The sequence below is a fragment of the Paenibacillus sp. 4624 genome, from assembly GCF_050435065.1.
GTDB classification, from domain to species: domain Bacteria; phylum Bacillota; class Bacilli; order Paenibacillales; family Paenibacillaceae; genus Paenibacillus; species Paenibacillus amylolyticus_D.
Map to the genome: position 1 here is coordinate 56368 of NZ_JBNDJR010000012.1, position 25043 is coordinate 81410.

Below are 25043 nucleotides of genomic sequence, written 5' to 3' on the forward strand. Positions count from 1 at the left end.
GTCACGGGTGACAGGCGGGACAGTCCGTATATACTACTTTTTCTCAATTGCACGCTGATAAATATCCAGATAATTGCTCAATCCAAGTCCATCGAAACCTTTCACGTACGAGTCCCAATCCTTATCAATGCTCTTGCTGCCGATGATGAACTGAGCCATATTCGTCTGTACATAATCTTTGATTGCGGTGGTCAGCTGAGCCGCGGTCTCGGTATCCTCTGGACGAATAAATACGTTGGCAGGATATACTTCTTTGGGAGCGTATGGAGCATATACTTTCGTCGCCTGAGCAAGCCTTGTACCGTATCCTTCAGCAGACAGCGGGTCTTGACCTTCTGCAAACAAGTTACGGAACGTGTTGGACAAGTCATGCGCACCGATCTGTGACCAGCTCTCGTTCACAACCACGTTTGGATCACGTTCAGGCAGGTTGTAATAGCTGTACTTGGCAGGCTCCCCATTGATGTTCTTCTCATCCGGGTCTGCTTTCTTCCATCCCTTGCCTTCGGTCGGGCCATACTCTGCGTAGAGTGCACCCTCTTCACTGAACATGTAATCTACAATTTTGATGGCTGCGATCTGCTGTGCTTCGGTCGCTTTGTTGGTAATGGCAAATTCAAATTCACCCACACTTTGCGTTGCTCCCGTCGTCTGCACACCATCCGGCCCTTTGAGTGGAGGCACGATTTCCCAGTGCTGGTGACGGGTAATCTTTTTGTCATACGTATTCACCAGATAGCTGACCAGTGCCGTTGTAATGGAGCCAACCACTTCGTCGCCTTCTTTATTCCCCAGTTGACCAATCGCCTGGTCATTCTGTGTGAAGGAAGCCGGGTCGATCAGGCCATCCGCGTACAGCTTGTGCATGTACTCCAGCCCCTTCTTCCATCCCTCCTGATTGGCGGCAAAGCTGACCTTGCCGTCGTTCACGATCAGGTATTTATCGTTATCGTTGTATATAAAGCTGTTCATCAGGTAAGCATCAATGTTGCCGTTCCACACATACTTGTTCGGTGCACCTGTGAGCGGGATCTCATCGGCTTTGCCGTTGCCGTTCGGGTCTTGGGTTTTGAACGCCTTCAGAACGGTATACAGTTCGTCGGTCGTCGTTGGCATTTTCAGCCCCACCTTATCCAGCCATTCTTTGTTGATCCAATATTTCTGCGCATACGTACAGTGGTAACATTCATTAAAAATAGGCAGTGCATAGATGTTACCGTCCGGTGCCGTTATGGCATCCTTAAAATAAGGCTTCTCTTCCATCACTTTGGTGAGGTTCGGGCCATATTGCTTGATCAGGTCTTGAAGCGGAAGGAACACGCCTTGTTTACCATAGGTTTGAAGATCCGAGGTGGTGAACTTGCCGTGCAGGAACACTTCAGGATAATCCCCACTGGCTAGCAGCAATTGTCTGCGATCCTGCAAAGCGTCTGTCGGGGCCAGGTCCCATTTCAAGGTCACGTTGAACTTTTTTTCGATAAACTTGGTGAATTCATTGTCCTCCATCGGCGCTTTACCTTGCGGAGCAAAAAAAGTCATCGTTACAGGACCGCCGCTCTCGCCGCTCCCCTCACTACCTGTACCCGCTTTTTCAGATGAACTGCATGCGGACAATATCGTCACCGAAGCGAAGATCAGACACAAAATTGAAATCCAGGATTTTCTCAAGCTGACTCCTCCTTTTTGTTCATAACGGCAAACCTTTGGTTAAGCTGTACGGGTTGATATAGGTTCTATAAGTTTCAAAAACCAATCCCGGAAGCCGGCGTGTGCCCCCACCTCCTTTCAAGAACCGGCTACCATCTATCCTTTAAGTGAACCGACCATAACCCCTTTGACAAAGTGTTTTTGGACAAAAGGATACATGATCAGAATCGGAATACTGGCGACCACAATCAGCGCATATTTCAGCACCTGCTCGAACCCTTGATCCCTCATCTGCTGACTTGTATTTGCGAGCATGGCCGGATCAGCCGCATTCAGAATTAACAAGTTACGAAGCACATATTGCAGCGGGAACAACTTCTCGGAGCGCAAGTAGATGAGTGCATCAAAGTATGCATTCCAGTGACCGACGGCGTACATCAGGGTCATCACCGCCAGAATCGGTTTGGAGAGCGGCAGCACAACGCTGATCAGGTAGCGGATATCCCGGCATCCGTCCATCTCGGCAGCTTCACCAAGCTCCTCGGGGATTGACGACTGGAAAAAGGTGCGCGCAACGATGACCTGGAACACGGCAAGTGCTCCGGGAAGCCACATCGCCCAGCGGGTATCCAGCAGGTGCAGGTCTTTCATCAGCAGGTAGGTCGGAATCAGACCCCCGTCAAAAAACATCGTAATCATCATGAAGATGATGATGGCTCCCCGTCCGTAGAACGACTTGCGGGAGAGCGGGTAAGCCAGCATAACAGTCAGTGCAACGTTGATGAACGTACCGACTACGGTGTAAATGATCGTGTTGTAAAACCCGAGCATGAGTTGCTGGCTTTTGAAAATGGAGATGTACGCCTTGATGTTAAAATCAACCGGGAACAGCCACACTTGGCCGGATGTTACGGCGCGTGACGAGCTGAATGAGGAGCTGACGATGTACAAGAGCGGGTAGAACACCGTTAACAGAATGGCAATCAGAAAGATATAGTTGATAGTCATGAAAATACGGTCGCCAACCGGGTCTTTAATTCGGTTCCGATTCATCAGATTAAACATGGACATGCTCCTCCTTTACCACAAGCTGTTCTCGGATACTTTGCGGGAAATGCTGTTGACGATGACCAGCAGAATCAGGTTAATGATGGAGTTGAAGAAACCAACTGCCGCGGAGAAGCTGAAATTCGCTCCGATCAGACCGACCTTGTACACGTACGTGGAGATGACCTCCGAAGCGCTCGTATTCAGCGGATTCTGCATGAGGTATATTTTTTCGAAGCCAACGCCCATAATGCTGCCCAGACTTAGAATCAACATGATTACGGTGACCGGAACAAGAGTTGGAAGGTCGATGTGCCATATTTTCCGCAACCTTGAGGCACCGTCCATCTTGGCCGCTTCGTATAGAGAAGGATCAACGCCCGCCAGAGCCGCGATGTATATAATCGAGGAGTACCCCATACCCTGCCATACCCCGGACCAGACATAGATTGATTTGAAATATTCGGGAATCCCCATAAAGTTGGTCATCGGGAAACCCAGCCAGCTAAATAACTTGTCTACAACGCCCACATGGGGGGAAAGCATCAGAATAATGATGGATACCATGACAACGGTGGAGATAAAATGCGGTGCATACGTAACCATCTGTACGGTCTTTTTAAAGTAACCCGTTCGAATCTCGTTCAGCGCCAAGGCTAGCAAGATCGGTATAGGGAAACCGGCAATGAGGGAATAGAAGCTGATGCCAATAGTGTTCTTGATCAGCAGCCAAAAGTTCGGGGAATCGAAGAAAGCTTCAAAATGTTTGAGCCCCACCCATGGACTGCCCCAGATGCCTTTTACGACACTGAAATCCTTAAAGGCAATCTGCACCCCTACCATCGGAATGTATTTGAAGATCAATAGATACAACACCGGAGGCAGCACAAGCAGGTACAGCTCCCAGTGCTTTTTGAAGCTTTTAATGAACGGATGCTGCTGTTTGGGCGCTGTCTGACGTAATTGCTGCAGCTCCATGTTCGCAGGTATGCTTTCTGTACCTCGACTCATTTGCGTCACTCCTTCTAGGCCTCAAGTGTAATAATACATTACATTTACATCCCTTAAACGTTAGTTCTTGACGCTCATTTGATGCTAATAATCCAATCAATGTTAACAATCATATCAGGTAGCGCTTTCTTGATTTGATAGTACATTGCCGAGTGCTTTTGGATCAATTTGCAATTTTCTCCGACCTCTCTTTATTCCAAAAACCCTTGTGGAGCAAGCATTTAAAGCCATGCACTATGGGTATCTGTACTTTCTATGTATAAAAAATAAAATTCCGGAGGCGCCCATATCTCCCCCGGAATTGACATATGTTTTTATGATTTGGTGATTAATCTAAATGTATGAGTGATGGGTGCTTCACTGTTTGTAGCGGATCGTGGTAGCACCACGATCAGCCCTTCTTCTGTTTGCTGAAACGAAAGTACGTCATTCGTACCGATAAGTTCAACTCTCTCCACCTTTTCCACATAAGGAATGATCAGTCGCTCTTCTAGGCTCTCATTCTCGTTGCGATAGATGCGGAAGGCATAGACGGTGTGGATATCTTCTTTCTGTGTAAATGCCCACTCCTTCGTGTAATACGGTGCGCAAATGCGGGTACCATAGATCCCTTCACCGTGTGTGTTCAGCCATTCGCCAAGTCCCTGAATACCTCGAATTGCCCCTTTGGGTAGACGTCCGTCCGGCTGCGGCCCGACATTCAGTGCCAGATTCCCGCCTTTGGATACCACTTCGAGCAAAATATGTGCAAGCTGCCGTCCCGATTTATACTGATCATCGAAGCCAAAAGCAAAAGAGTGCCCAACGGTAATACAGCTCTCCCACGGAATATTCATCGGATGCTCCGGGATCGTCTGCTCCGGGGTGACGATATTCTCATACGGCCCGCCAACGGTGCGATCTGCCGACAGAAGCCAAGGCTGCGTGCTCTTTCTCGCCCGTTCGACCACTTCACCAAGCCGGATATCCTGACCGTGGCGGCCTTCACGTACCCAGCCTGCATCGAGCCACAGACACTCGATCCGTCCGTAATTCGTCAGCAATTCCATGATCTGCTCGTGGGTGAACTCCACGAACTTTTCCCACATCCAGGGATACTTGTGTGGATCATAAGAAGGCCCGCGCCACATATGCCGTCCACGCTCCATGCCCGGTGCCCAGTAATATGGGGTGTGCCAGTCTGCTTTGGAAAAGTACGCCGAGATGCCGAGCCCCTTCGCTCGGAAGGCGTCAAACAATACCCGGCAGATATCAGCATATTTGTGTTTGTGGAACGGCGTATCTTTGTCCGTAATCCGGTAATCGGTTGTTTTGGTATCCCACATGCAGAAGCCGTCATGGTGCTTGGTCGTAAACAGGAAATATTTAAAGCCGTTGTCTGCAGCCATCTGTGCCCATTCCTCAGGCTGAAACCGAATCGGATTGAAGGTTTTGTTCAGGTCAAAATATTCACGTTTGAAATCCTCCATGTCGTCCGTCCAGTCCACATCATCCCGCGACCAGTCGCCATCCTCATCGCTCAGTGCCCACGATTCCACCAAGCCGAGTTGCGAGTACGGTCCCCAGTGCATCATCAAACCCAGCTTCTGATCTTTGAACCACTCCAGCCGCTCCAGCAGCAGTGGGTCTTCCGGCTTTACCCATTCGTCTTCTTTGCTAAAGTTGTGTACGCCTGCTTCAACGATGTGCTCTTCCTGCTCTGGCAGGGGGGGATTGGTTTGAGTCAAAATAAAGCATCTCCTTTAGTTGAAATTTCTGACGTTGTAAAAGGTGGATTTACACTGGGCACTCCGATTGCAGTACCATCTTTCGATCGCTGTTACCCCCGGATTTCTATGAATTATGTCCCTGATGTGGAAATCCGGTGGTAAAGGCGAGCGCTCCGCTTCTCCAGATTGGTTCTGCACTCTCCGTTTCACGTATGAATTACAACGTGATCTCCTTGCCCTCGCGCGCGGATTCGTAGATGGCACACAGCATTTTCATGACTTCCACACCGTCCTCGACGGGGCTAAGGGTTTCTTTTCGGCCCTGCGTGCTGTCTATGAAATGGTTGATTTCGTTGCGGAACGAACCCATGAAGTCAAAGGATTTAAAATCGACTTGCGGTGTCATGTTCAGAATGGTATCGAACTTCTCACCAATAATTGAAATCTCCGGTTCCAGCTCGGCACCGCCTTTGTCGCCATACAGCTTGACTGCTGTCTCATCAGACTTCGCATGTAGGGTGAAGCTGACATCGACCAACAGGCTTGCCCCATTTTCAAAACGGATCAATGCATTCGCCATATCTTCCACCGTGTTCTGTTCCGCATCGTAATCAGCAGCCTTATAGAACGAAAGATTTCGAATGTTTGCCCGGTTACCGAGCCGATTTGAGACATTGGCGGAGACCGATTTAACCTTAGGTCTACCCATCAGGTACCAGCAAATGTCGATAACATGTACACCGATATCAATTAACGGGCCACCGCCAGAGCGACTTTTATCCGCAAACCAGCCACCCGGGTTGCCAAGACGGCGCAGACTGGAAGCTTTGGCATAATAGATTTCGCCAAGTTCACCTTCGTCGATAAACTTTTTCAGAATCTGGGCGTTGTCACTATAACGGCGAACAAAACCTACTTGTAACAACTTTCCACTGCGATGAACGGCCTTTTCTACCTCTAGCGCATCCTTCACGGTCTGGCAGAGTGGTTTCTCGCAGAGCACGTTTTTGCCTGCATCCAGCGCCGCAATACTGATCTCGGCATGCGAATCATTCCATGTGCAGATGCTTACCGAATGAATCTCCGGCAGAGCGAGCAAGTCTTTATAGTCCGTAAACACATGGGATGCCCCGTACTGCTTCGCCACTTCGGCGGCACGAGTTTCGTTCAGATCACAGATCGCATAAATCTCTACTTCCGGGTTGCTGGCATACGCTTGCAGGTGACAATCCGATATAGAACCAGCGCCGATGACGGCAACTTTCAATTTGGACATTTCACTACCCCTCCAGTGTTAAAAATGAAAATGAATACCGTTCAGCTTGGAAAATCCATCTTTGAAATAAAATTCTCATGATCCTCAAATCACGCTTAATTCCATTCACTTTTGAAAAATTACATTGACTGCGGTTGCCTTCATACAGTGAACTCTTGAATGAACTCTATTTAGAGTAATCCACGACACTACACTGCATCCCACAGGACTAAGCAAAACGACACGCAGGCGGCAACGCTAGATATCATGGCGGCCTTAACTACATATTGTCACGCCTCATCCCACAAACGGCGCACGTTATCCATCGCAATGCGCGAGGCGGTCTGGCAGTGCTCCATGCCTTCGAATTCAACCGAGATATATCCGTCATAACCGGACCGCTTCAGTACGCGAAACACTTCAGGCATGTCGATATCGCCATGACCCACGATGGCTCCGCGCAGATAATTGCCATGGGAGGTCTGGAACCACCCTTCGCCGGGATTCCGGGTGGAAGACCGCCAGTAGAAATCTTTGGCGTGAACGATGGACGCGTAAGGAATGTTATTTTTCACCGCACTCACTGGATCCTCATCGACACAGAGGAAATTCCCGATATCCAGTGTCGTTTTGAAATTTTCCCGACCCGTTTCATGTAACAGTCGCTGAACTCGCTCGCTCGATTGCACATAATACCCGTGGTTCTCCACACTCGTTGTAATGCCAAAACCAGCGGCATAGTCGGCAATTCGCTGACAGGCTTTGACGAGTACGGGAAGATCAGCTTCAAACTGTGCTACAGTCCCTTCCTGTGCAGGCCGGAAAGCGACATCATGACGCATCAGCTTCACTCCGAGGTCGGCGGCGACATTCACATGGCGCATAACGCTCTGAATTTCTTCTTCTAACGTCTCGGTACTCTCCTGAACCGCAAAATTTGCACCAATGGCATAGTTGGAGATGTCGATGCCAACGTCCTGAGCCGCAGCCTTGATCTCCTCGATTAATGCCGAATTATCGATCAGACTGAAGCCCATCGGTACAATCTCCACATGTTGCCCGCCCTGCTCGGCAATCCAGCGAATGGCATCCGGCACAGTTAGCTCCTTACGATCCAGTGCCTGTTGCAAACTGTACGTGCTAAGTCCAACTTTCATCTTCCTCATCCTCTCCCTCTCCTGTGATGGGTGTCCATACCCAACGTATACCGTGTTCCGGTCTATAGGGCAATTGCCAATAATCGCATGGCTCACCGATTTTCCTTTTCTAGCCCAAATCCGGCTGATCTACGAACATGACGGCAGCATCTTCTGTTCCATGAAGCTCAAATATGATGATCTCATTCTCTCCTTGACGGAGGAGCGGAGCAGGAACATACAACGTCTGTTGCGGGCCTATATTCCAGTAGCGGCCCAGATTGAATCCGTTTACAAATGCAACCCCTTTTGTCCAGCCGTCCAGACGCAGAAAGGTATCCTTTATATCCGAAACATCCTCCATATGAAGACTTCCTCGATAAAAAAACGGCTCCTCTTTAACTGTTCTTGCGCTGCTCTCAAGCTCAGACAGCACAGCATAGGATAAACCCGAAAGATCGGTCATCGGCAAACAATGAATCGTCCAATCGTACAAAAACTGAAATCCATGCCGTACACCCTCCGTGATTCCTTTCGGATCTCTCAGATACGGCCCGTAATTGATTCGCCCCATATTCTCAACAAGAATGAGCAGCTCTGCGCCTTCCGCTGGCACCTCAAAAGATACCGTTGCCGCAACATTCCCACGTTCAAGCACACCCTGTAACAATCCATCCACAAACACCAGTGCCCGATCACGCACCTCCTGAACAACTAACTCCTGTCGTTCTCTTGGCCCGGATATCCGCGTCTGGTAGCTGATAAATCCGTAATCCTGCCCCAACTTCTCCATCGGCTCAGGATTAGTACGTTGAATCTTAACAGCCAGTGCGTCCAGTTGTTGTAACAAGCTAGCTCGCTGCGCCAGCTCAACCCTCCCATAAGATGCCGTTCCCTTCGGTTCTGGTAAAACTAAATCTCTCTTTTCACAGTAACCGTCCTGTTTTTCAAAACCTCTATAACGTGAGAGAACCTCTCTAACCGCATAAAATTTCGCTGTCGGTTCGCCCGATTCGCTAAGCAGAGAGTCGTAGTCGTAACTTGTAATGGTTGGTTCGTATTGATCCTTTTGCTGACAGTTCGCTCCATTATAAAATGCAAAATTCGTACCGCCATGAAACATGTAGAAGTTCACCGATGCGCCCGCCTCCAGCATTTCCTCCAGCACCTTGGCTACATCTTCTGCCTCCCGGGTATGATGTGACTCGCCCCAGTGATCGAACCAGCCATTCCAAAACTCCATACACATGAGCGGTTCCTCTGCTTGATATTCACGCAGCTTGGCAAATGCCCATTCCGTCCCCGAACCGAAATTAACCGTTGCCAAGTGCCCAGATACAGAACCGGCCTGCAACATATGATCTGTTGGCCCGTCTGAGGTAAAGAGAAGCACATCCATGCCCCGTCGCACCATGCCATCCCGCAAATATTGCAGATAACTCGCATCGTTCCCGAAACTGCCGTATTCATTTTCAATCTGCAACGCAATAATAGGCCCGCCAGAGGTGCTCAGAAGAGGTTTTAACTTGGGCAAAAGCACATCATAATACCGATCCACATGCGCCAGAAACGCCGAATCACTACAACGAAGCCGCAGATGGTCATCCGCAAGCAGCCAGGACGGCAAACCACCAAACTCCCACTCCGCACAGATGTAAGGACTTGGACGAACGATCACATGCAGCTCTGCATCTCCTGCAAGTCGTATAAACTGCTCCACATCCGCCATGCCTTCAAAACAGTACTCTCCTGGCTGCGGCTCATGCATATTCCATGGCACATAAGTCTCCACGGTATTGAATCCGCAGGCCTTCAGCTTCAGCAACCGATCCTCCCAATACTCGGGGACCACTCGAAAATAATGAATGGCTCCTGACAAAATCTGAACCGGTTTCCCATCCAGTATGAATTGTGAGCCCTGAACCATCAGTATAGCCATCTCACACGTCCTCCCGTTCACTGTAAAATAAGCTGAATTTCGATAGTGTTGGACACCATCTGGACTCCTGAATGGTCAGTCGAACCCGGCGTGCAGTCACTTTTGGAAAACAGCAAATTCGCTTATATCCAACTACCGTTCCAGCATAGATGTCCTGCCACCGACCATCCTCACCGCATACTTCCAGCCTGAACCTTTCAATCCGCTGACCTGATCGGATGTGTTCCATTAGCATCACACGGTCGAAGGTCTTTTCTTCCGGCAAAATCAATTCCATCCACGCTTGCTCTGTTCCTTCGCATGGGCACCAATATGCTTCTTGTTGCAACTCTTCATCCGAATTTAAAACTTGTGAAGCTCCATGTGCTTCATCCATCGTCTCTGAAGCCTCAGCCTGTGCGCCGTGTGCTAAGTCTCCACTGAATGTGGTACGTAACACCGAACCCATCTCGTTCAATCGCTGGACATCATTTTCATGCAGCAGACCACGTTTGTCTGGTGGCAGATTCAGCAAAAAGCAGGCGTTGCCGCCCACGGCGCCGTAATAAACGGAGAGCAGTTCGTCCAGCGTTTTGACCTGATCATCTTCACTCGCATGATAGAACCAGCCCGGACGAATCGAAGTATTAACTTCGGCAGGATACCATATCAGCTGATCAGCATAATCACGGATGATGCCCCGGCTCCCCAGATCACTATCTTGTGTGTTGATTTTCTTAGCAAACTCTCTATCATCCACCTGCTGCGACTGCTCCTGAATCTTCTCATTATCCTGCATATGCGTCGGTACAACGCTCCATTCCGATTCGCGCGTATGTCCTGCCTCATTGCCACACCAGCGTACATCCGGGCCGCAGACCGAAATGACCGCTTCCGGCTGAAGCTCGCGAATGAGCGCGTAATATGCGTCCCAGTCATAGACCTGTCTTTTCCCATTTGGCCCTTCGCCACATGCGCCATCAAACCAGACACAAAAAATATCACCATAGTTCGTCAGCAGTTCGCGCAGCTGAGCAAGAAAAAAAGCATTATACCGCTCCGAATCCCCATAACACGCTTCATGACGATCCCAGGGTGAGAGATACACCCCGAATTTCAACCCGGCGTCACGACAGGCATCCGCAACTTCTCGCACCAGATCACCAGAGCCATTTCGCCATGGACTCGCTGCAACCGTATGATCTGCATAACGGCTGGGCCACAGACAGAACCCGTCATGATGTTTGCAGGTCAAAATGAGCCCTTTCATGCCTGCGTCTTTACATGTCTCCACCCATTGCCCTGCAAGTAGTTCAGTAGGGTTAAAGATCGCCGGGTCTTCCTCGCCCGTCCCCCACTCCCGATCGGTAAATGTGTTCACGGTAAAATGGATAAAAGCATAAAACTCCATCTCCTGCCATCTCATCTGGCGCTCGGATGGGCTGACCTGTGCCGCTGTTTTAATCCAATCCGCTGGTGCTGGTGAAAGCTTTGAGTTCATGGCTTCCCACTCCCTTATATGAAAAGTGCATTCTGCTTTTATTGCGCAATTACCAATATCATTATTACTGCAGCTCTTGTACTGAACGAATCAACGCTGCTTTGGCCTGAGCGACAAGCTGAGCATCCACAGGTTGATCGAAACTCCCTCCGCGCCGCACACCCGATCCCATATGAATCTCGGTGATCCCCGTTCGGCTCACGATGGTTGAAATCCCCTCAATCGTGACACCCGAACCCGCCATAACGGATATGTTCAACGTCTGTCCTATCTCCTGCAAACGCTGTAGTTCGAGCAAACTCTCAGGGGCAGTAGGTTTCCCTCCCGATGTAAGTACACGCTCGATGACACTCTCCTCGCTCTTGCTCTCCATCTCCCTCTCATACTCAAACTTGCCCTTGATCTCACTCCCGCCATTAATGCCACCCATGCTCTCCAGCGCTCTCACCACATGTGCACTCGAATCGATGGCGCGATGAAACGTAACTCCCAGCCCCTGAGCGCTCAACAGACAAGTTTGTAAAAAGGAGCGCTGTACTTCTCCCTCACGGGTGAGAGCTCCAATCACAATGCCTGCGGCACCAAGCTCACGTGCCACACGTATGTCTTGGATCATCACCTGAAGATCATCAGCGCTATAGCAGAACGAGCGGCTATGAGGCCGGATCATGACATAGACCGGTATCGACACCTTGGATACGACTTGTGCAATCAACCCGTAACTGGGCGTAAGTCCACCTTCGGTCATTGCCGATACAAGCTCAATCCGATCGGCTCCCCCTTGCTCCGCGGCTTGGGCATCTGCTGTGTCCAACGCTATGACTTCCAATATTGGCTCTCTGTTGATGACCTGTATGTTCATAGGAACACCTCCTCACAAATAACCACGACAGCAAGGACCGAATAAACGCCTGATCAGCGTTTCTGCGGTCCTTGCTTTACTCCGATATGTGAACGTTCAATTTCCAGAACGCAACCCGGTCTCTTTTCCACGTGTACGATATGTACAGGTTCTGTCCCTGAGATACGATGGCAGGATAAGAGTACTCGCCAGGCTCATCTTCAAGCACAAACTCATCTCCCCAGCTCACACCATTGTCATTTGAAAAAGCAACTACCAGTGGTGTACGGGGACTCTCTGTCGCATACCCGCTCACGGGATTGTAAACAAGTGCAAGCAAGCCACTCTCCAGCCGTGTGACATCAATACCACTATTGTTGTTTGGCAGTTCTGTCGGGTAAGCTCCACACCATGTCTTGCCGCCATCCACCGAGTCGCTGCGAAAGATTTTCCCCTCCGTACTGCGGAGTAACATATGTACATCATCGGCACTTGAAGTCCATAGAGCAGGCTGAATCAGACCTTTCGCAATCCAATGATTCGCCCCCACATAAATAGACAGGTTCATCGGAATGGGTTCACTTTTCGTCCATGTCTCGCCTTCATCGGTTGAAATATCAACAAAAGCTTCCCACACTTGTTTGCCCGGATTCTCCATATCCATTCGCTCAATGGAGGCCGGAGCCAGAATTGTCCCATCCGCGAGCCGCACAGGTTTATTGCGCACCGGACCACGGCCACCTACATCACCGGGAACCAACTCACGAGCATCCGTCCATGTCTGCCCGCCATCCTCCGAGCGCATGATGCGAGTATGCCAGTCTGTAATTTCGTGTCCCACCTTGTAAAAGAGGATAAGGGAACCCCCATGTGCATGCAGCACCGGGTTCCAATGGGCAATACCTTCTTCATCCGCTACTTTACGCGGCGTTGACCACGAGCCATCTTGCTCCTGAACAGCCGTCCAGATCGCGGTGTCGCTGGATTTTTCATACGAACCTGCAAACCAAGCCGCAATAACTAAACCAGTTGGCAGGACAGCGATGGTTGACGCATGACTGCTCTGAAAAAGCTGTCCTTCCCGAAAAACATACTGTTTGTCAGCCTTAATCGTCATGAGCGAGCCTCCTGTAAATGGAGTAATAAAGACGTTAGCTAGCGTTAATCAAGTTAAACGAAGTCTAGGTTTCCACAGCTTCCATGAACTTTATGCTTTATTGGTTTTAGTTGATTACAATTTGATTCTTTTGTTATTTTTGTTATTAATATCGTTATTGAGTTATATCCTTAGTCTAAAACGTTAGGTATTGAACGTCAATACTCGTATATGAGCTTCCTCGAAAATATCTCCCCAATCCCTGTAACATACCGCCGTAATGTTAGTCGTAATTCTTTTTTGACATATATTTGAGAACAGAACATTGACAATATGTTAAAGGATATACCAAAAAGGATCGTTAGCATTTCTGCAACGATCCCTATTATCATCCACTAGTTGTAAACCACCGTTCATCACGTTGATGCTTTTTTATGAAGCTAGGAGCAACCTCTCTAATTACTCACTTTTTCAGAACTCGTGCTGAAGCGAAAAACTAGCTTTTCTCCATCTTCAGGATGATGACCAAGTTCTTCGGAGTATTTCCCGTTGGTACATGTGTTAAGTGTTCTACGCCAGAAACGTTTCGCACGCTCGTTTCGTTCGGTGGGATTTGTCTGCAATTCCCATTGCCCTGGCATCTTTCCAATGATCTGTCTCACCGCTTCTTCTCCAACACCCTTTCCTCGATAATTACGTAATAAGAAGAACTCATTCATGTAGTAATCGATATATTGAGGACATGGTATGAAAGGGGAAGTAGCCACAAATGCAAGCCCCACAGGTATATCATCCACTGTGATAAGATAAGGAAATAATACGTTCGGGTGTTCCCACCAAATATCAAACACGCGATTCTGTTCCATCAAAGTTCGGGTATCGTCATTCTCAAACACCCCATAACGATTGATTTTGTATTCCCATATTTCAGACAAATCATGCAGATAAAGAGGATAAATATTATTGATAATGAACTTCTCCTCTACACCGCATAGTCTAGCGGTAACATTTAACTTATTTACTTCTTGATTAACGTAATCCATTTTGCAACTCCTCCGATTCCGATATCTCAATTAACGATCTCTGATCCCATCATTCTTTCCTAGCATCAGTATAGGGTGAATATCTCATCCTCTATAGGCAGAGTATGTATATATTCATTTTTCACATAACAAAAGGCCCGTGTTTGTTTTATCCAACATGAGCCTTTTGTTATGTCTGCGTTTTATAAACCATCTTCTTAATGCTGTATCTTTTATTATATTTGCTGTCTCGGCTTTGGTATTTCGTCGGCGATTTAATGATAAAAAAAGAGAGTAATAACTTATTCATACCTTCTAAACCTAAGACACTTGATTCCAAGGAGAATGTCGTAAGTTTAGCTCACACGCAGAACTAACATAAAAATGAAATCTGAATCGTGAAGCGGCATAGGAAATATCCTGTGCCATTTCTTTTGTGTATAAAGAGATTCTCACACATGAAGCAAAAAAAGACGAGGCAGAAGAATATCTACATCGTCTTTGTATCATGTCTTAGCGTCTTCGTGACCTGTTCCAGCCCTCCATGTTCCTCACCTTTGAATAAAATAAAGGGCTTTCAAAACTGTTCTTCTATATCTACTTGACCCGTCGCAGACCACACCAATCTACTTGTTACGCCGGGCTTTCGTCATGCGGTTGAACATAATCAAAGCCACAATAATCATGGCGAGCATCGCAATATTGCTGGACACCTCTTGCGACAATCCAAACAACATACATACGTTGGTTACCAGTCCTCGCACGATTAATGCTACGACAATCAGCAGAATCGGACTTAAGTAATTGTATCTTTTCATCGTTTGCCACACCCCTGACCCCATTATTCTGTTTGACCACGATCCCGTAACTCGATCATAACAGTCTGCTTCTCCGGTGACAACAAAAGGACACCGCAAGCAGTGTCCTTTGTTAAAATTCCTATAATGGTTTTGGCGCTACACTGGTTTTAGCACCACACTATTGCACTTCTACTTTGACAAAGACCCGAGTGCATGCATTTGCCAATCCATTTACAGGTCACCTTTTATGTCGCACCTATACCGTTACACCTAACCAACCTATACCTGCTTGAATTCAATCCAATCGATCTGTAGACCTGGTTTAGTAAAGTCCAGCTTGAGTTCATACAGCCCGGCCTCCAGCTGCACTTTCACCAACTTTTGTCTGATCCATTTGCCCTCTGTACCGTTCGTTTGGATCGTCGTAGCAAGCTGACCATTCAGCAGCACATTACATGCACTTTGTGCCAGTTCAGGCTCAGGTGACATGATCTGCACAATAATCCGGTATTGGCCTGCTTCATCCACTTTCATATATACAGGCTCAGCTACCGCAGGTTTTACCTGTGCGTTCTCAGCCAGCGACTGAGCGTCTGCCACCGACAGAGCCGCGTTCGCCTGGAACGAAGCCACGTTCTCTACAATCTCATGTTTGCGTGAGGATACCGGCGCGTTCATGATGAATTTACAGATGTTGATCGCGGAGCGCTGCAGCTCACCGCGGGTCAAGGTTCCATTTTCGAGCGATTCAATGGTATTGTCGTCCCAGCCGTTAATCTCTGCGCCATAGTTTGGCACAACCATATAGAGGTCATTCTGAGCGCGAACCATCCAGTTCGTGAACTTGCGATCAGCTTCTCCGCCTTCAACCACATCGTTCATAATGGCCCACCAGTCGGTCATCACAATGCCGTCGAAGTTCCACTCTCCACGTAAAATGGTCGTGTTCAGATCATAGTTGGACGCAGCCCAATGTCCGTTAATCGGATTGTAAGAGGTCATGATGGAGTTGGCTCCACCCTCTTTTACCGCAATCTCGAACCCTTTCAGATAAATTTCACGCAGCGCTCGTTCGGATACAACAGCATCGACTTTACTGCGGTGCTTCTCCTGGTTGTTGCAGGCAAAGTGTTTCAGGGTGGCGTTAGAGCCGCCCTTCATGATGCCTTTCGTACATGCTGCGGCAAATACACCCGAAATCAGCGGATCTTCCGAGAAGTACTCGAAGTTACGACCATTCAGCGGACTGCGGCGGATATTGAGCCCAGGCCCGAGAAGGGTATCCACCTGATTGCGCAGCAACTCTTGTCCTTCCATCACATACAGTTCTTCCACCAAGTCTGCGTTCCACGTTGCCGCCAGCAGCGTTCCGATGGATACTTGTGTTGCCTTTTCCCCACTATCCATACGGATACCGGACGGGCCATCTGCCGTACAGGCCACCGGAATGCCATAGTTAAACAGGCTGTCACTCACACCGCCGAAAGCAGATGCGGTTCCCGAAGTAACCAGCGGGCTGCTCATGCCTTCGCCGCGTACAATTGCTGCCAGATCCTGATCGTTCAGTTGAGCCACAAAAGCTTCCAGACTGACTTTACCCGCCTTCACATCGCTCAATTTATAACCCTGATTGCCCGTTTGCTCCAACGTTTGCGGCAAGTTCTGCGTAATGCGGTCCGCGATAGACACTTTGCGCTTTGGCACATCTACATACGTCAGCTCATACGATCCATCCGCCTTGCGAATGCCCGGTTTCAACCGTGTAAAATCTTCCGTTGGCGCCATCGCTTCCTGCAATTGCTCCACCAGTTGAACCGTGCCCACAACATAGCCATCTTGGCCATCGATGCCAACATGCTCTACCTGCTTCACACTCGTGCCCACATGCAGACGGTATGTTCCTGCTTCAAGCACGTATGCGGAAGCATACCCCGTTACACCCGCATCATCATACGAAGCCATGCGATTTACCGGGAAACGGATCGTTAACAGCTCGGAATCGCCGGGCTGCAGCAGTCCTGTTTTGCCAAAAGCGGCAAGTGCTTTCACCGGTTGTCCCAGTTCCCCTTGCGGTGCTTCATAATAAACCTGAACCACTTCTTTACCTGCATAGGTTGTACCGGAGTTGATTACGTTCACACGAACCTCGATCAAGGTCTCCCCATTGTTGGTAACTGTACGAGCTTCCTCGATTTGTGTGGCAAAAGTGGTGTACGACAAGCCGTAACCGAACTCAAATTGTACTTTTTCAGGTCGAAACGTTTCGAAAAAACGATAACCCACATAAATATCTTCCTGATACAGGTTCTTGAACTCGTTTCCGTAGTTACTTGTGGACGGATAATCCTCAATAGAATAAGCAATCGTATCCGTTAGTTTACCGCTTGGTGTAACGTCTCCTGCCAGTACGTCCGCAATCGCGTTACCGCCCTCCATGCCGCCGTGCCAGGAGTAGATCACACCTTGAATCGGATGTAGAACCGTTTCGTTCAACCAGCTCATATCCATAATATTGGAGACGTTGAGTACTACAATCGTATGTTCAAAATGGTTCGTCACATGCTTCAGCATCGCCTTCTCATCGTCTGTCAGACGATAACTTCCTGGTGCATCTGCATTATCCTGGTCTTCCCCCGCGGTGCGTCCGATCACCACGATCGCTTTACTCGATTTACTTCTGGCCTGTGCGACCAGCTCGTCTGTGAGTGGCATTTCCTTCTGATTCCACGGCTCGGCCGCCCATACTTTGCCGCCATCATCAAACGGATTTTCCTCAATCCATTTCTCATAAACAGCTGCCAGTTCTTCGTTAACGTTAATGTTCTTTTTGCTGCGCAGTCCATCCAGCAGATTCGTGGTATATGCGACATGAACACTACCGCCTGAACCTGTGCCGCTGCGATAATAATTTACTTGAATTCGGCCAAAAACTGAAACGTTTTCGGAATGGCCGAGTGGAAGCACCTGTCCTTCATTTTTAAGCAAAACGGCTCCTTCGGCAGCTACCGTACGGCTGAACTCTGCAAACCCTTCCAATGGAACACCAATTAGATTCGTACTCAAGTGATTTCCCTCCTGAAATGTCATCTCCATATCTGTGTGAAACGGCTATTTATAAACAAGATTAGATCGTATTCCAATTCTCTGCGATGGAAAAATAATCTAAAAATTACTCTTGCCCAAGCTAAGCTCATTTAAAAAATAGAACGAACTTCATGGATATGGCAGATTTACTTGTACCTAGTCCCATCTTAACAGATTCCGCACATGAAAATATATGAGAAATATTTATGTTCTTATAACAAAAATGAAAGCCACGAACAAAATTTGTCCGTGGCTCTTGCTACTTTTTCTATATAAACGTAGATCATGTCGTCAGCTTCGCGTACACCAAAAAGAACAGCATCTCCTCACCCATAATCACATATCCGGGAACGCGGTAGATTATATCCACCACCACAAAGGCCACTAGCAGTCCCACCATGACCACCATATGAACTGGACGGAGGCGGAGATGCGGGTGTCTGTAGCGATGAAACACAAGGGTTGTTGACAGGAAATACAGTAGCGCCGAGCCAAATACAAACGCAAGCATGAACTCATAGTTCAGCAGGTTCTGGTACAGCAGTTGGATCGAAGCAGCGATCATACTCAGGGAGATGTAGATAAATAGATGCCCGTAGATGATCGCCTGCCCGGCGGTTTGCATCTCTTTGCTCACTTTTTTCTCCACGTTATCGAAGTACTGCCACCACATGGCGATGACAAATAGAGAGGTGAAGACGGTGAACAGAATGGAGTTCAGATCCCAGTGATCGGCCGACAATACCGCGATAATGCTGACAACCGATTCACCGAGCAGAATGAGAGTAAAAAGAGCAAAACGTTCCAGCAGATGATGCGTCTGCACAGGCACTTTCACCAGATTTTTACGGCCTAGCAGCGGCAAAATAATATCCACGGCGATTCCGGCATACAAAATCACATACCGCACCCATGAATCAAAGAACAGGGAACCGGATGAGATCACGATGCCAATGATAAACGAGAGGCCCAGGAAACGGGCGGCCTGCTGCTGATGCTCGCTTTTCGACTTGTGGATCGTCAGGTACTGAATCGCGGTAAACGCTCTGGAACCTATGTAACCTACGAAGAAGGACAGATAATGTTCATCAAAATGTGTAGACAGACTCGCCGTCATAATGAGAACGGACAGCAGTTGAAGGATGAGGAAAATCCGGTGGCTCAGAATATCCTGACCGTAACGGTTGATAAATAAGGTCTGACCGACCCATGCCCACCATACCGGGATGAAGATTAACACAAACTTTAATAAATATTCAAATGTAATAACGCCGTGCTCGGCATGTAACAAGACATGGCCTGCTTTGGAGACTGCCGCGACAAAAAGTAAATCATAGAACAGCTCCAGCCAGGTGACTTTTTTCTCCATCATCCCTCAGTGCTCCTTTTGGTAGTTTAATAAAGGCGACGCCTTTGCTTCCGATGAAGCTGTTTCCATTTTTTTATGTCCTCTCTTCTTTCTATAGTCACTAAGCAATTGAAAAAGTAAAACCGATAAAAAGAATACGATCTGACATAAGACGTAAACCAAATTCATAAGGGAAAAAGGTGATGATGTGAACCGATATCTTACAATGTCAAAAACAAGAATACTTAGAATTTCGTTGTGCTTGATTCTTCTGCTAAGCTCTTTTTCAAGTGCAGCTGGTTCGGTTTTCGCAGTACCAACTTCAAACAACATTTTTACAGTAGTCAATGCGAACGGTGATGACAGCACAGGCTCACTAGCTTGGGCGATTGCTCAGGCTGGACAAGTCCCTGATGGTAAAGTCATATTTGATGCTTCTCTTGCAGGGGCGACGATTACACTAATGGGTAGCCTGACCCATTGGAATCCGGGTGATAATACATCCGTTGAGATCGGTGCGCAATCTACCGGCAGCTTCACGATCGAAGGCCTGACCGATGCTCAAGGCAAACCTGTAATTACGATTGACGGCAATGGTGTACAGGGAATATATGCCAATGGTAGCGGAACGTTCAGTATGTCCAACCTGATTATGAAAAACTTTAATACTGTTGATACGCATGGCGGACTCGACTATATGGGTTCTGCTTTAACCCTTAATGGAGAAAATTATTCCAGTGTTACGCTCGATAACATCTACTTTATCGGAAATAACAAAGCGTTTAAAAGCGGTGGCGGCATTGTTTCGCTTAGCGTAGTACAGGCACCCTATAAGGTCAGCATTAATCGCGTCAAATTCATGAACAATTCTTTGGCAGCGAATAACGCTAACGATAACACATACCAAGGGATGCTATTTTTCCAGAGCTTTGTTAAAGCTACCATTACCAACTCACTTTTTGCAGATAATGTAGTCAACACACATACATCCTCAACCGGAATCGGCTCTATCAGCTCCGGCGGCGGTGCTTATGATGCGATCTGGTATAACAATACATTTGCCAACAATAGCCTGACGAACGACCAAGGAACCGTACTTGCTCCTATCGCTTACCTTACGGAAGAGGGACGACCAGCTAATACCCCGTTTGAGAATGAATTCCGCAACAATATCGTTGCTAATTCTTCGCTAAATTCTAACGCAGAGACGAACTTGTCTGCTTTGCTCTTTAGAGCCTCACCTGACGTTCCGCCAGTGAACGTAAACCCGAATTTAATTGTCACTTCTGCAGATTCCAGTTTGTTTAAAAACACGGACATACAGGATTACAGATTGAACAATCAAGCTGTATCGGCGATCGACCAGGGCGACAATACGTATGTATTGACCAACTTCGATCTGGATGGAAAGTATCGTATCGATGGCGGCATCGTTGACCTGGGTGCATTTGAATATACGCCTGGCTCTAATGCTACATTGGATTCTGTTGCTAATCAGACCCCTGCATTGTCCGATGTAACTGGCGGCAACGGCACCTCGATTGCAAATGCAATCAAATGGAGTCTTAATATGCCTGTAACCGTAAACGAGATTGATCTGAATAGCCTAAAGTTACAAGATACTACAGCTACCGTCAATCTATACAAAAGCTCCGATTACGTAAGCAATGAAGTTACGGGTAACCATACCATCCCCATCAAAACTGACGGACAAGCAACTTACCTCTATGTCAAAGTTACAGCAGAGAACGGTACAACGGTTCAATATTATGAAATCGCCGTCTATCCGCCAATAACTGAAGTTACTCTGCTATCTGCTGTTGCGGATGGTTCCGATACAAGTACAACAACCAAAATTGATCTTACTTTTGATAAAGATGTGGTTGGCTTCAATACGAACAACATGGTGATTTTCAGTATGACAGGCTCGGCATCCGTGCAAGCGGTGAGTGGCTCCGGAAAAAACTGGTCTGTCTCTTTAGACTCCATTCAACTGAATCCTGATTCGACTTCTGGACAAATCTATTTCATTCTCAACTCGGTACCTTACTTGTATAACGTTAGTGTTGATTCATCGCTACAGACTCTTACAATTTACAAAGTCAAAGCACCGCACACTACTCCACAAGCGGTGATTGATTATGCGAACGAAAAGCTGACTGGACTTGAGCCAGGTAGCGCCTACTCCATCAATGGCTCCACCGTCATTGCTGATACGCACGGTAATATCGATATTCCTTCCTACTGGATGAATCAGACGGTAAACGTTATCCATGTGGCAAGTGGTGGTTCCGTAGATAGTCAACCGCAATCATTTATCATTCCGGCTCGTCCATTGCCACCGATGAACATTAGTGTGACCAATGCAACCTATGCAGAGGCATATGATGGTAAGTTGTCCGGCGTAAATAGCGCTATGGAATATACGATTAGCGATGTGATTCAGTGGAATAGCATTCACGGTAATGAGATTGATCATCTCGCTGTGAATACGTACTTCGTTCGCTACAAAGCGACAGCAACCTCATTCGCTTCCAAGGCTACAGGTAAAGTCGTCGGCGTCCAAGATCCGAATGTCGAGATCGTACCTGCACCGGTTGTTGCGGCAGACGATACGCTGAATACGATCATCGGTCTGGATACTACGATGGAGATTTCCGTCGATGGACAGGCGTATGTGTTGTACAACGGCTCTAACCTGCCATCCCTGACGGGTGAGCATGAAGTCAAAGTACGTTATGCAGCCACCTCGTCCAAGCCAGCTGGTCTCATTACGTTACTGCTATTTACAGCTGATCCGCTACCGACATTAGTTGTAACGGCAAGTGATCCATCCGGTTCTGGCAATAATGGCAAAACCGTATTAACGATCAATTCGCCTGCACTTCCTGGCACAGGTAATCAATGGCTCTTCAAAAACTTCGGCACTGCCAATGCTATACTGCCGGAAATCGGCTCGAAAGTAAGTGGCTATAGCGAGTTGTCTTCCGATGGACTGGTAAGTTCGTCCAATGAAGATTCCATCGTGGTTGTTGAAGCAGATATGAACGGCAATGTATTGCGTTATGCACTGGTTAAGGCTGTCGTTGTAAATGAAAGCTCTGGCGGTGGCGGTGGCGGAAGCAACGGTGGAAGTTCTTCCGGTGGCGGCGGAAGCAGTCCTTCGACAACGCCAACCGTACCAACATCTGGCGCAACGAAAACGGATGTGATCGTGCTCGTCAACGGTAAACAAGAAAATGCAGGCGAAGCCATCACAACAACCGAGAACAATATCAAGACCACCAAAATTAATGTGGATTCAGACAAACTGAAAGCAAAGCTGGATGCAGAAGGTCCTAATGCGATTGTTACCATTCCCGTTCCTTCCGGTTCGGATGTAAATCAGGCGCAATTTACCGGACAAGCTTTGAAAAATATGCAGGATAAATCGGCTACGATTGTTCTTCAAACCGATACGGCATCATATAAGCTGCCATCCAAAGAAATACAGCTCGGTCAGGCAGGTGCTACACCTGACAATACGCAAATTTTACTGCAAATCATCAAGTCTGTTGAATCGACTACAGCGAAGATGACTGAAGCAAGCAAGTCGAAAGATGCGACACTGCTCACAGTTCCGTATGACTTCAAAGTAACAGTAACAACAGATGGTAAAGCAATAGATGTAACTTCATTCAATTCTTATGTAGAGCGCACGATTCAATTACCGGATGATGTTGATCCATCGAAAATCACCACAGGCGTAGTACTGCGTGATGATAACACGATCGATCATATTCCGACCAGAGTTATCAAGCAGGATAATAAATATTATGCTGTCCTGAACAGTCTGACAAACAGCAATTATTCGGTTGTTTGGCACCCGATGACGTTCGCTGATGTGAACAGTCACTGGGCGAAGGATGCAGTTAACGATATGGGATCCCGTATGATCGTGAACGGTGTAACAGATACCACCTTTAATCCGAATAACAACATCACGCGTGCGGAATTTGCAGCCATTATCGTTCGTGCTTTGGGACTGCCGGCAGGTAAAGGCAACACTTCCTTTAGTGATGTGAGGTCCGATGTGTGGTACGCAGGTGCTGTAGAGACTGCCGTTTCGTACAAGCTGATTAATGGCTTTGAAGACGGTACATTCCGTCCACAGAATAAGATTACTCGTGAACAAGCAATGACGATCGTAGCGAAAGCGATGAGTCTAACTGGTCTGGCTGAACGTACACCTGTATCTGACGCTACAGCAACACTGGCTGACTTTGCTGACTACAGCCAAATCAGCGGCTGGGCAAAAGACAATCTGGCGCTGACCGTTCGTGCCAAGCTGATTAATGGGCGTAATGCCAATATTGATTCAAAAGCAAACATGACCCGCGCAGAAGTTGCTGTACTCGTTGAACGTCTGCTCAAGCAATCCGATCTGATCTAAACGAATAATCATATGAAAAGCACCCTTATCTAGCATTAGATAGGGTGCTTTTTTCATACTTCGTTGGGACCCTGTTCAAGCATAAGCTTTCTTCTATATCTCTGCCTCACTCTGTCAAAGCTGTAACAGGTGTAAGTGTTCTGACTTGAATCGGTTGCAGATTATCCTCGATCTGAGTCCGGTACTGCTCAAACCACTCTGGCAACATCAGTTTCTGTCCAAGTGCTTCGGCGGGTTCGTCTTTGGCAAAGCCTGGAGGATCAGTCGCAATTTCGAACAAAATGCCACCAGCCTCTCTGAAGTAGATCGCGTTAAAATACTGACGATCCCGTACCGGGGTCGGCTGGTATCCATACTCGCGCACGGCTTCACTCCACTGCGCATGCTGTGCATCATCGACTGCGCGCCATGCAATATGGTGCACCGTTCCTGCGCCGCCCATACCCAGCGGTACGCGGGTAACGGACACATCCACAATGTTGCCGATATCACCGATCGAACGGAAGCGGGCATATTCTTCATTTTCGCCCACTTTCACAAATCCGAGAATACGCTCAAGTGCATCCATCGTACGTTGTGGATTCACACTGAACAGTACTGCCCCACCAAAACCTTTAATTGCATGTTCAGTCGGGATTCCTTCTTGCACCCATGTATTCGCAACGCCCTCTTCCCGCTCAACAAGCTCCAGACGCAAGCCTTCGCTATCTTCGAATTGCAGCAATTCTTCATCAAAGCGTTGGGTTCTGGTCACATCGATATTAAACCCTGCCAGACGATTCTGCCAGAAGTCCATGGAGCCCGGTGGAATGACATATGAAGTAATGCCGACTTGACCGCCGCCAATCTGACCCCGTGGTGAACCTGCCGCCGGGAAGAAGGTAATGATGGTTCCTGGGCTGCCGTGCTCATCTCCAAAGTACAGATGGTATACATCCGGTGCGTCGAAGTTCACTGTTTTTTTCACCAGACGAAGTCCCAGAACTCCTGCGTAAAAGTCAACGTTAGCCTGTGGATCTCCAGCAAAAGCAGTAATGTGATGAATGCCTGTTGTTTGAATGCTCATGATTATTTCCTCCTTGGATTATGTGCTTATTTATAGTGGAATTATATTATCTTTAAATTAAGATATATGATCTGTATCACTAGTACCGGATTGAAACTAAAGTCCGCTCTAGTGATACAGTTTGTCGTGT

16 protein-coding genes are annotated in these 25043 nt (G+C 47.8%); 1 reads left to right on the forward strand and 15 read right to left on the reverse strand.

Translation table 11 applies throughout. The annotated features are described in order from the left end of the window. Positions 1–33: 33 nt before the first annotated feature. From ABIE27_RS24305 to ABIE27_RS24370, 14 genes are all read right to left on the reverse strand, one after another. A complete protein-coding gene (locus ABIE27_RS24305) occupies positions 34–1668 on the reverse strand; it encodes an extracellular solute-binding protein (protein WP_123066223.1) in 1635 nt (544 codons plus the stop codon). 135 nt (positions 1669–1803) lie between these two features. Next, positions 1804–2712, reverse strand: coding sequence for a carbohydrate ABC transporter permease (locus ABIE27_RS24310; protein ID WP_240037099.1), 909 nt, complete (start codon positions 2710–2712; stop codon positions 1804–1806). Positions 2713–2727: 15 nt separating this feature from the next. Then, the gene (locus ABIE27_RS24315; protein WP_429351819.1) at positions 2728–3672 is read right to left on the reverse strand and encodes an ABC transporter permease; all 945 of its coding nucleotides are present in this window, start codon (positions 3670–3672) and stop codon (positions 2728–2730) included. Positions 3673–4019: 347 nt separating this feature from the next. Then, positions 4020–5432, reverse strand: coding sequence for an alpha-L-fucosidase (locus tag ABIE27_RS24320; RefSeq protein WP_123066221.1), 1413 nt, complete (start codon positions 5430–5432; stop codon positions 4020–4022). Between the two features lie 199 nt (positions 5433–5631). Continuing rightward, a complete protein-coding gene (locus ABIE27_RS24325) occupies positions 5632–6690 on the reverse strand; it encodes a Gfo/Idh/MocA family protein (protein ID WP_123066220.1) in 1059 nt (352 codons plus the stop codon). Positions 6691–6959: 269 nt separating this feature from the next. Next, positions 6960–7826: a sugar phosphate isomerase/epimerase family protein gene (locus tag ABIE27_RS24330; protein WP_429351820.1), complete on the reverse strand. Its 867-nt coding sequence runs from the start codon at positions 7824–7826 to the stop codon at positions 6960–6962. Between the two features lie 109 nt (positions 7827–7935). Then, complete coding sequence (locus tag ABIE27_RS24335) at positions 7936–9744, reverse strand: glycoside hydrolase family 35 protein (RefSeq protein WP_429351710.1); 1809 nt, start codon at positions 9742–9744, stop codon at positions 7936–7938. A 1-nt stretch (position 9745) separates the two neighbouring features. Next, a complete protein-coding gene (locus tag ABIE27_RS24340) occupies positions 9746–11224 on the reverse strand; it encodes an alpha-L-fucosidase (protein WP_429351711.1) in 1479 nt (492 codons plus the stop codon). A gap of 64 nt (positions 11225–11288) precedes the next feature. Continuing rightward, positions 11289–12086, reverse strand: coding sequence for a copper homeostasis protein CutC (locus tag ABIE27_RS24345; protein ID WP_123066217.1), 798 nt, complete (start codon positions 12084–12086; stop codon positions 11289–11291). 76 nt (positions 12087–12162) lie between these two features. Then, entirely contained in the window at positions 12163–13182 is a 1020-nt protein-coding gene (locus ABIE27_RS24350; RefSeq protein WP_429351712.1) for a sialidase family protein, read from the reverse strand. Positions 13183–13616: 434 nt separating this feature from the next. After that, positions 13617–14204 carry a GNAT family N-acetyltransferase gene (locus tag ABIE27_RS24355; protein ID WP_123066215.1) on the reverse strand — a complete coding sequence of 196 codons (588 nt, stop codon included), beginning with the start codon at positions 14202–14204 and terminating at the stop codon, positions 13617–13619. Positions 14205–14809: 605 nt separating this feature from the next. Then, positions 14810–15001, reverse strand: a complete 192-nt coding sequence (locus ABIE27_RS24360) for a hypothetical protein (protein WP_090924244.1) — start codon at positions 14999–15001, stop codon at positions 14810–14812. A gap of 261 nt (positions 15002–15262) precedes the next feature. Next, positions 15263–18046 (reverse strand): glycoside hydrolase family 3 C-terminal domain-containing protein, encoded by a 2784-nt coding sequence (locus tag ABIE27_RS24365; protein ID WP_429351713.1) that lies wholly within the window; start codon positions 18044–18046, stop codon positions 15263–15265. Positions 18047–18350: 304 nt separating this feature from the next. Next, positions 18351–19439, reverse strand: a complete 1089-nt coding sequence (locus ABIE27_RS24370) for a low temperature requirement protein A (RefSeq protein ID WP_429351714.1) — start codon at positions 19437–19439, stop codon at positions 18351–18353. Positions 19440–19677: 238 nt separating this feature from the next. Here ABIE27_RS24370 and ABIE27_RS24375 point away from each other — a divergent pair, with 238 nt between their 5' ends. Beyond that, the gene (locus tag ABIE27_RS24375) at positions 19678–23847 is read left to right on the forward strand and encodes an S-layer homology domain-containing protein (protein WP_429351715.1); all 4170 of its coding nucleotides are present in this window, start codon (positions 19678–19680) and stop codon (positions 23845–23847) included. Positions 23848–23953: 106 nt separating this feature from the next. On the opposite strand, the gene ABIE27_RS24380 is transcribed toward ABIE27_RS24375, so the two are convergent. Continuing rightward, positions 23954–24913, reverse strand: a complete 960-nt coding sequence (locus ABIE27_RS24380; RefSeq protein ID WP_429351716.1) for a ring-cleaving dioxygenase — start codon at positions 24911–24913, stop codon at positions 23954–23956. Between the last annotated feature and the right edge of the window lie 130 nt (positions 24914–25043).

What these genes read in the sequence shown, in the direction of transcription:
- ABIE27_RS24335 (WP_429351710.1), bottom strand. Translation starts at nt 9,744, where the DNA reads ATGGCTATACTGATGGTTCAGGGCTCACAATTCATACTGGATGGGAAA.
- ABIE27_RS24325 (WP_123066220.1), bottom strand. Translation starts at nt 6,690, where the DNA reads ATGTCCAAATTGAAAGTTGCCGTCATCGGCGCTGGTTCTATATCGGAT.
- ABIE27_RS24345 (WP_123066217.1), bottom strand. Translation starts at nt 12,086, where the DNA reads ATGAACATACAGGTCATCAACAGAGAGCCAATATTGGAAGTCATAGCG.
- ABIE27_RS24380 (WP_429351716.1), bottom strand. Translation starts at nt 24,913, where the DNA reads ATGAGCATTCAAACAACAGGCATTCATCACATTACTGCTTTTGCTGGA.
- ABIE27_RS24350 (WP_429351712.1), bottom strand. Translation starts at nt 13,182, where the DNA reads ATGACGATTAAGGCTGACAAACAGTATGTTTTTCGGGAAGGACAGCTT.
- ABIE27_RS24310 (WP_240037099.1), bottom strand. Translation starts at nt 2,712, where the DNA reads ATGTTTAATCTGATGAATCGGAACCGAATTAAAGACCCGGTTGGCGAC.
- ABIE27_RS24340 (WP_429351711.1), bottom strand. Translation starts at nt 11,224, where the DNA reads ATGAACTCAAAGCTTTCACCAGCACCAGCGGATTGGATTAAAACAGCG.
- ABIE27_RS24330 (WP_429351820.1), bottom strand. Translation starts at nt 7,826, where the DNA reads ATGAAAGTTGGACTTAGCACGTACAGTTTGCAACAGGCACTGGATCGT.
- ABIE27_RS24315 (WP_429351819.1), bottom strand. Translation starts at nt 3,672, where the DNA reads ATGGAGCTGCAGCAATTACGTCAGACAGCGCCCAAACAGCAGCATCCG.
- ABIE27_RS24370 (WP_429351714.1), bottom strand. Translation starts at nt 19,439, where the DNA reads ATGATGGAGAAAAAAGTCACCTGGCTGGAGCTGTTCTATGATTTACTT.
- ABIE27_RS24355 (WP_123066215.1), bottom strand. Translation starts at nt 14,204, where the DNA reads ATGGATTACGTTAATCAAGAAGTAAATAAGTTAAATGTTACCGCTAGA.
- ABIE27_RS24360 (WP_090924244.1), bottom strand. Translation starts at nt 15,001, where the DNA reads ATGAAAAGATACAATTACTTAAGTCCGATTCTGCTGATTGTCGTAGCA.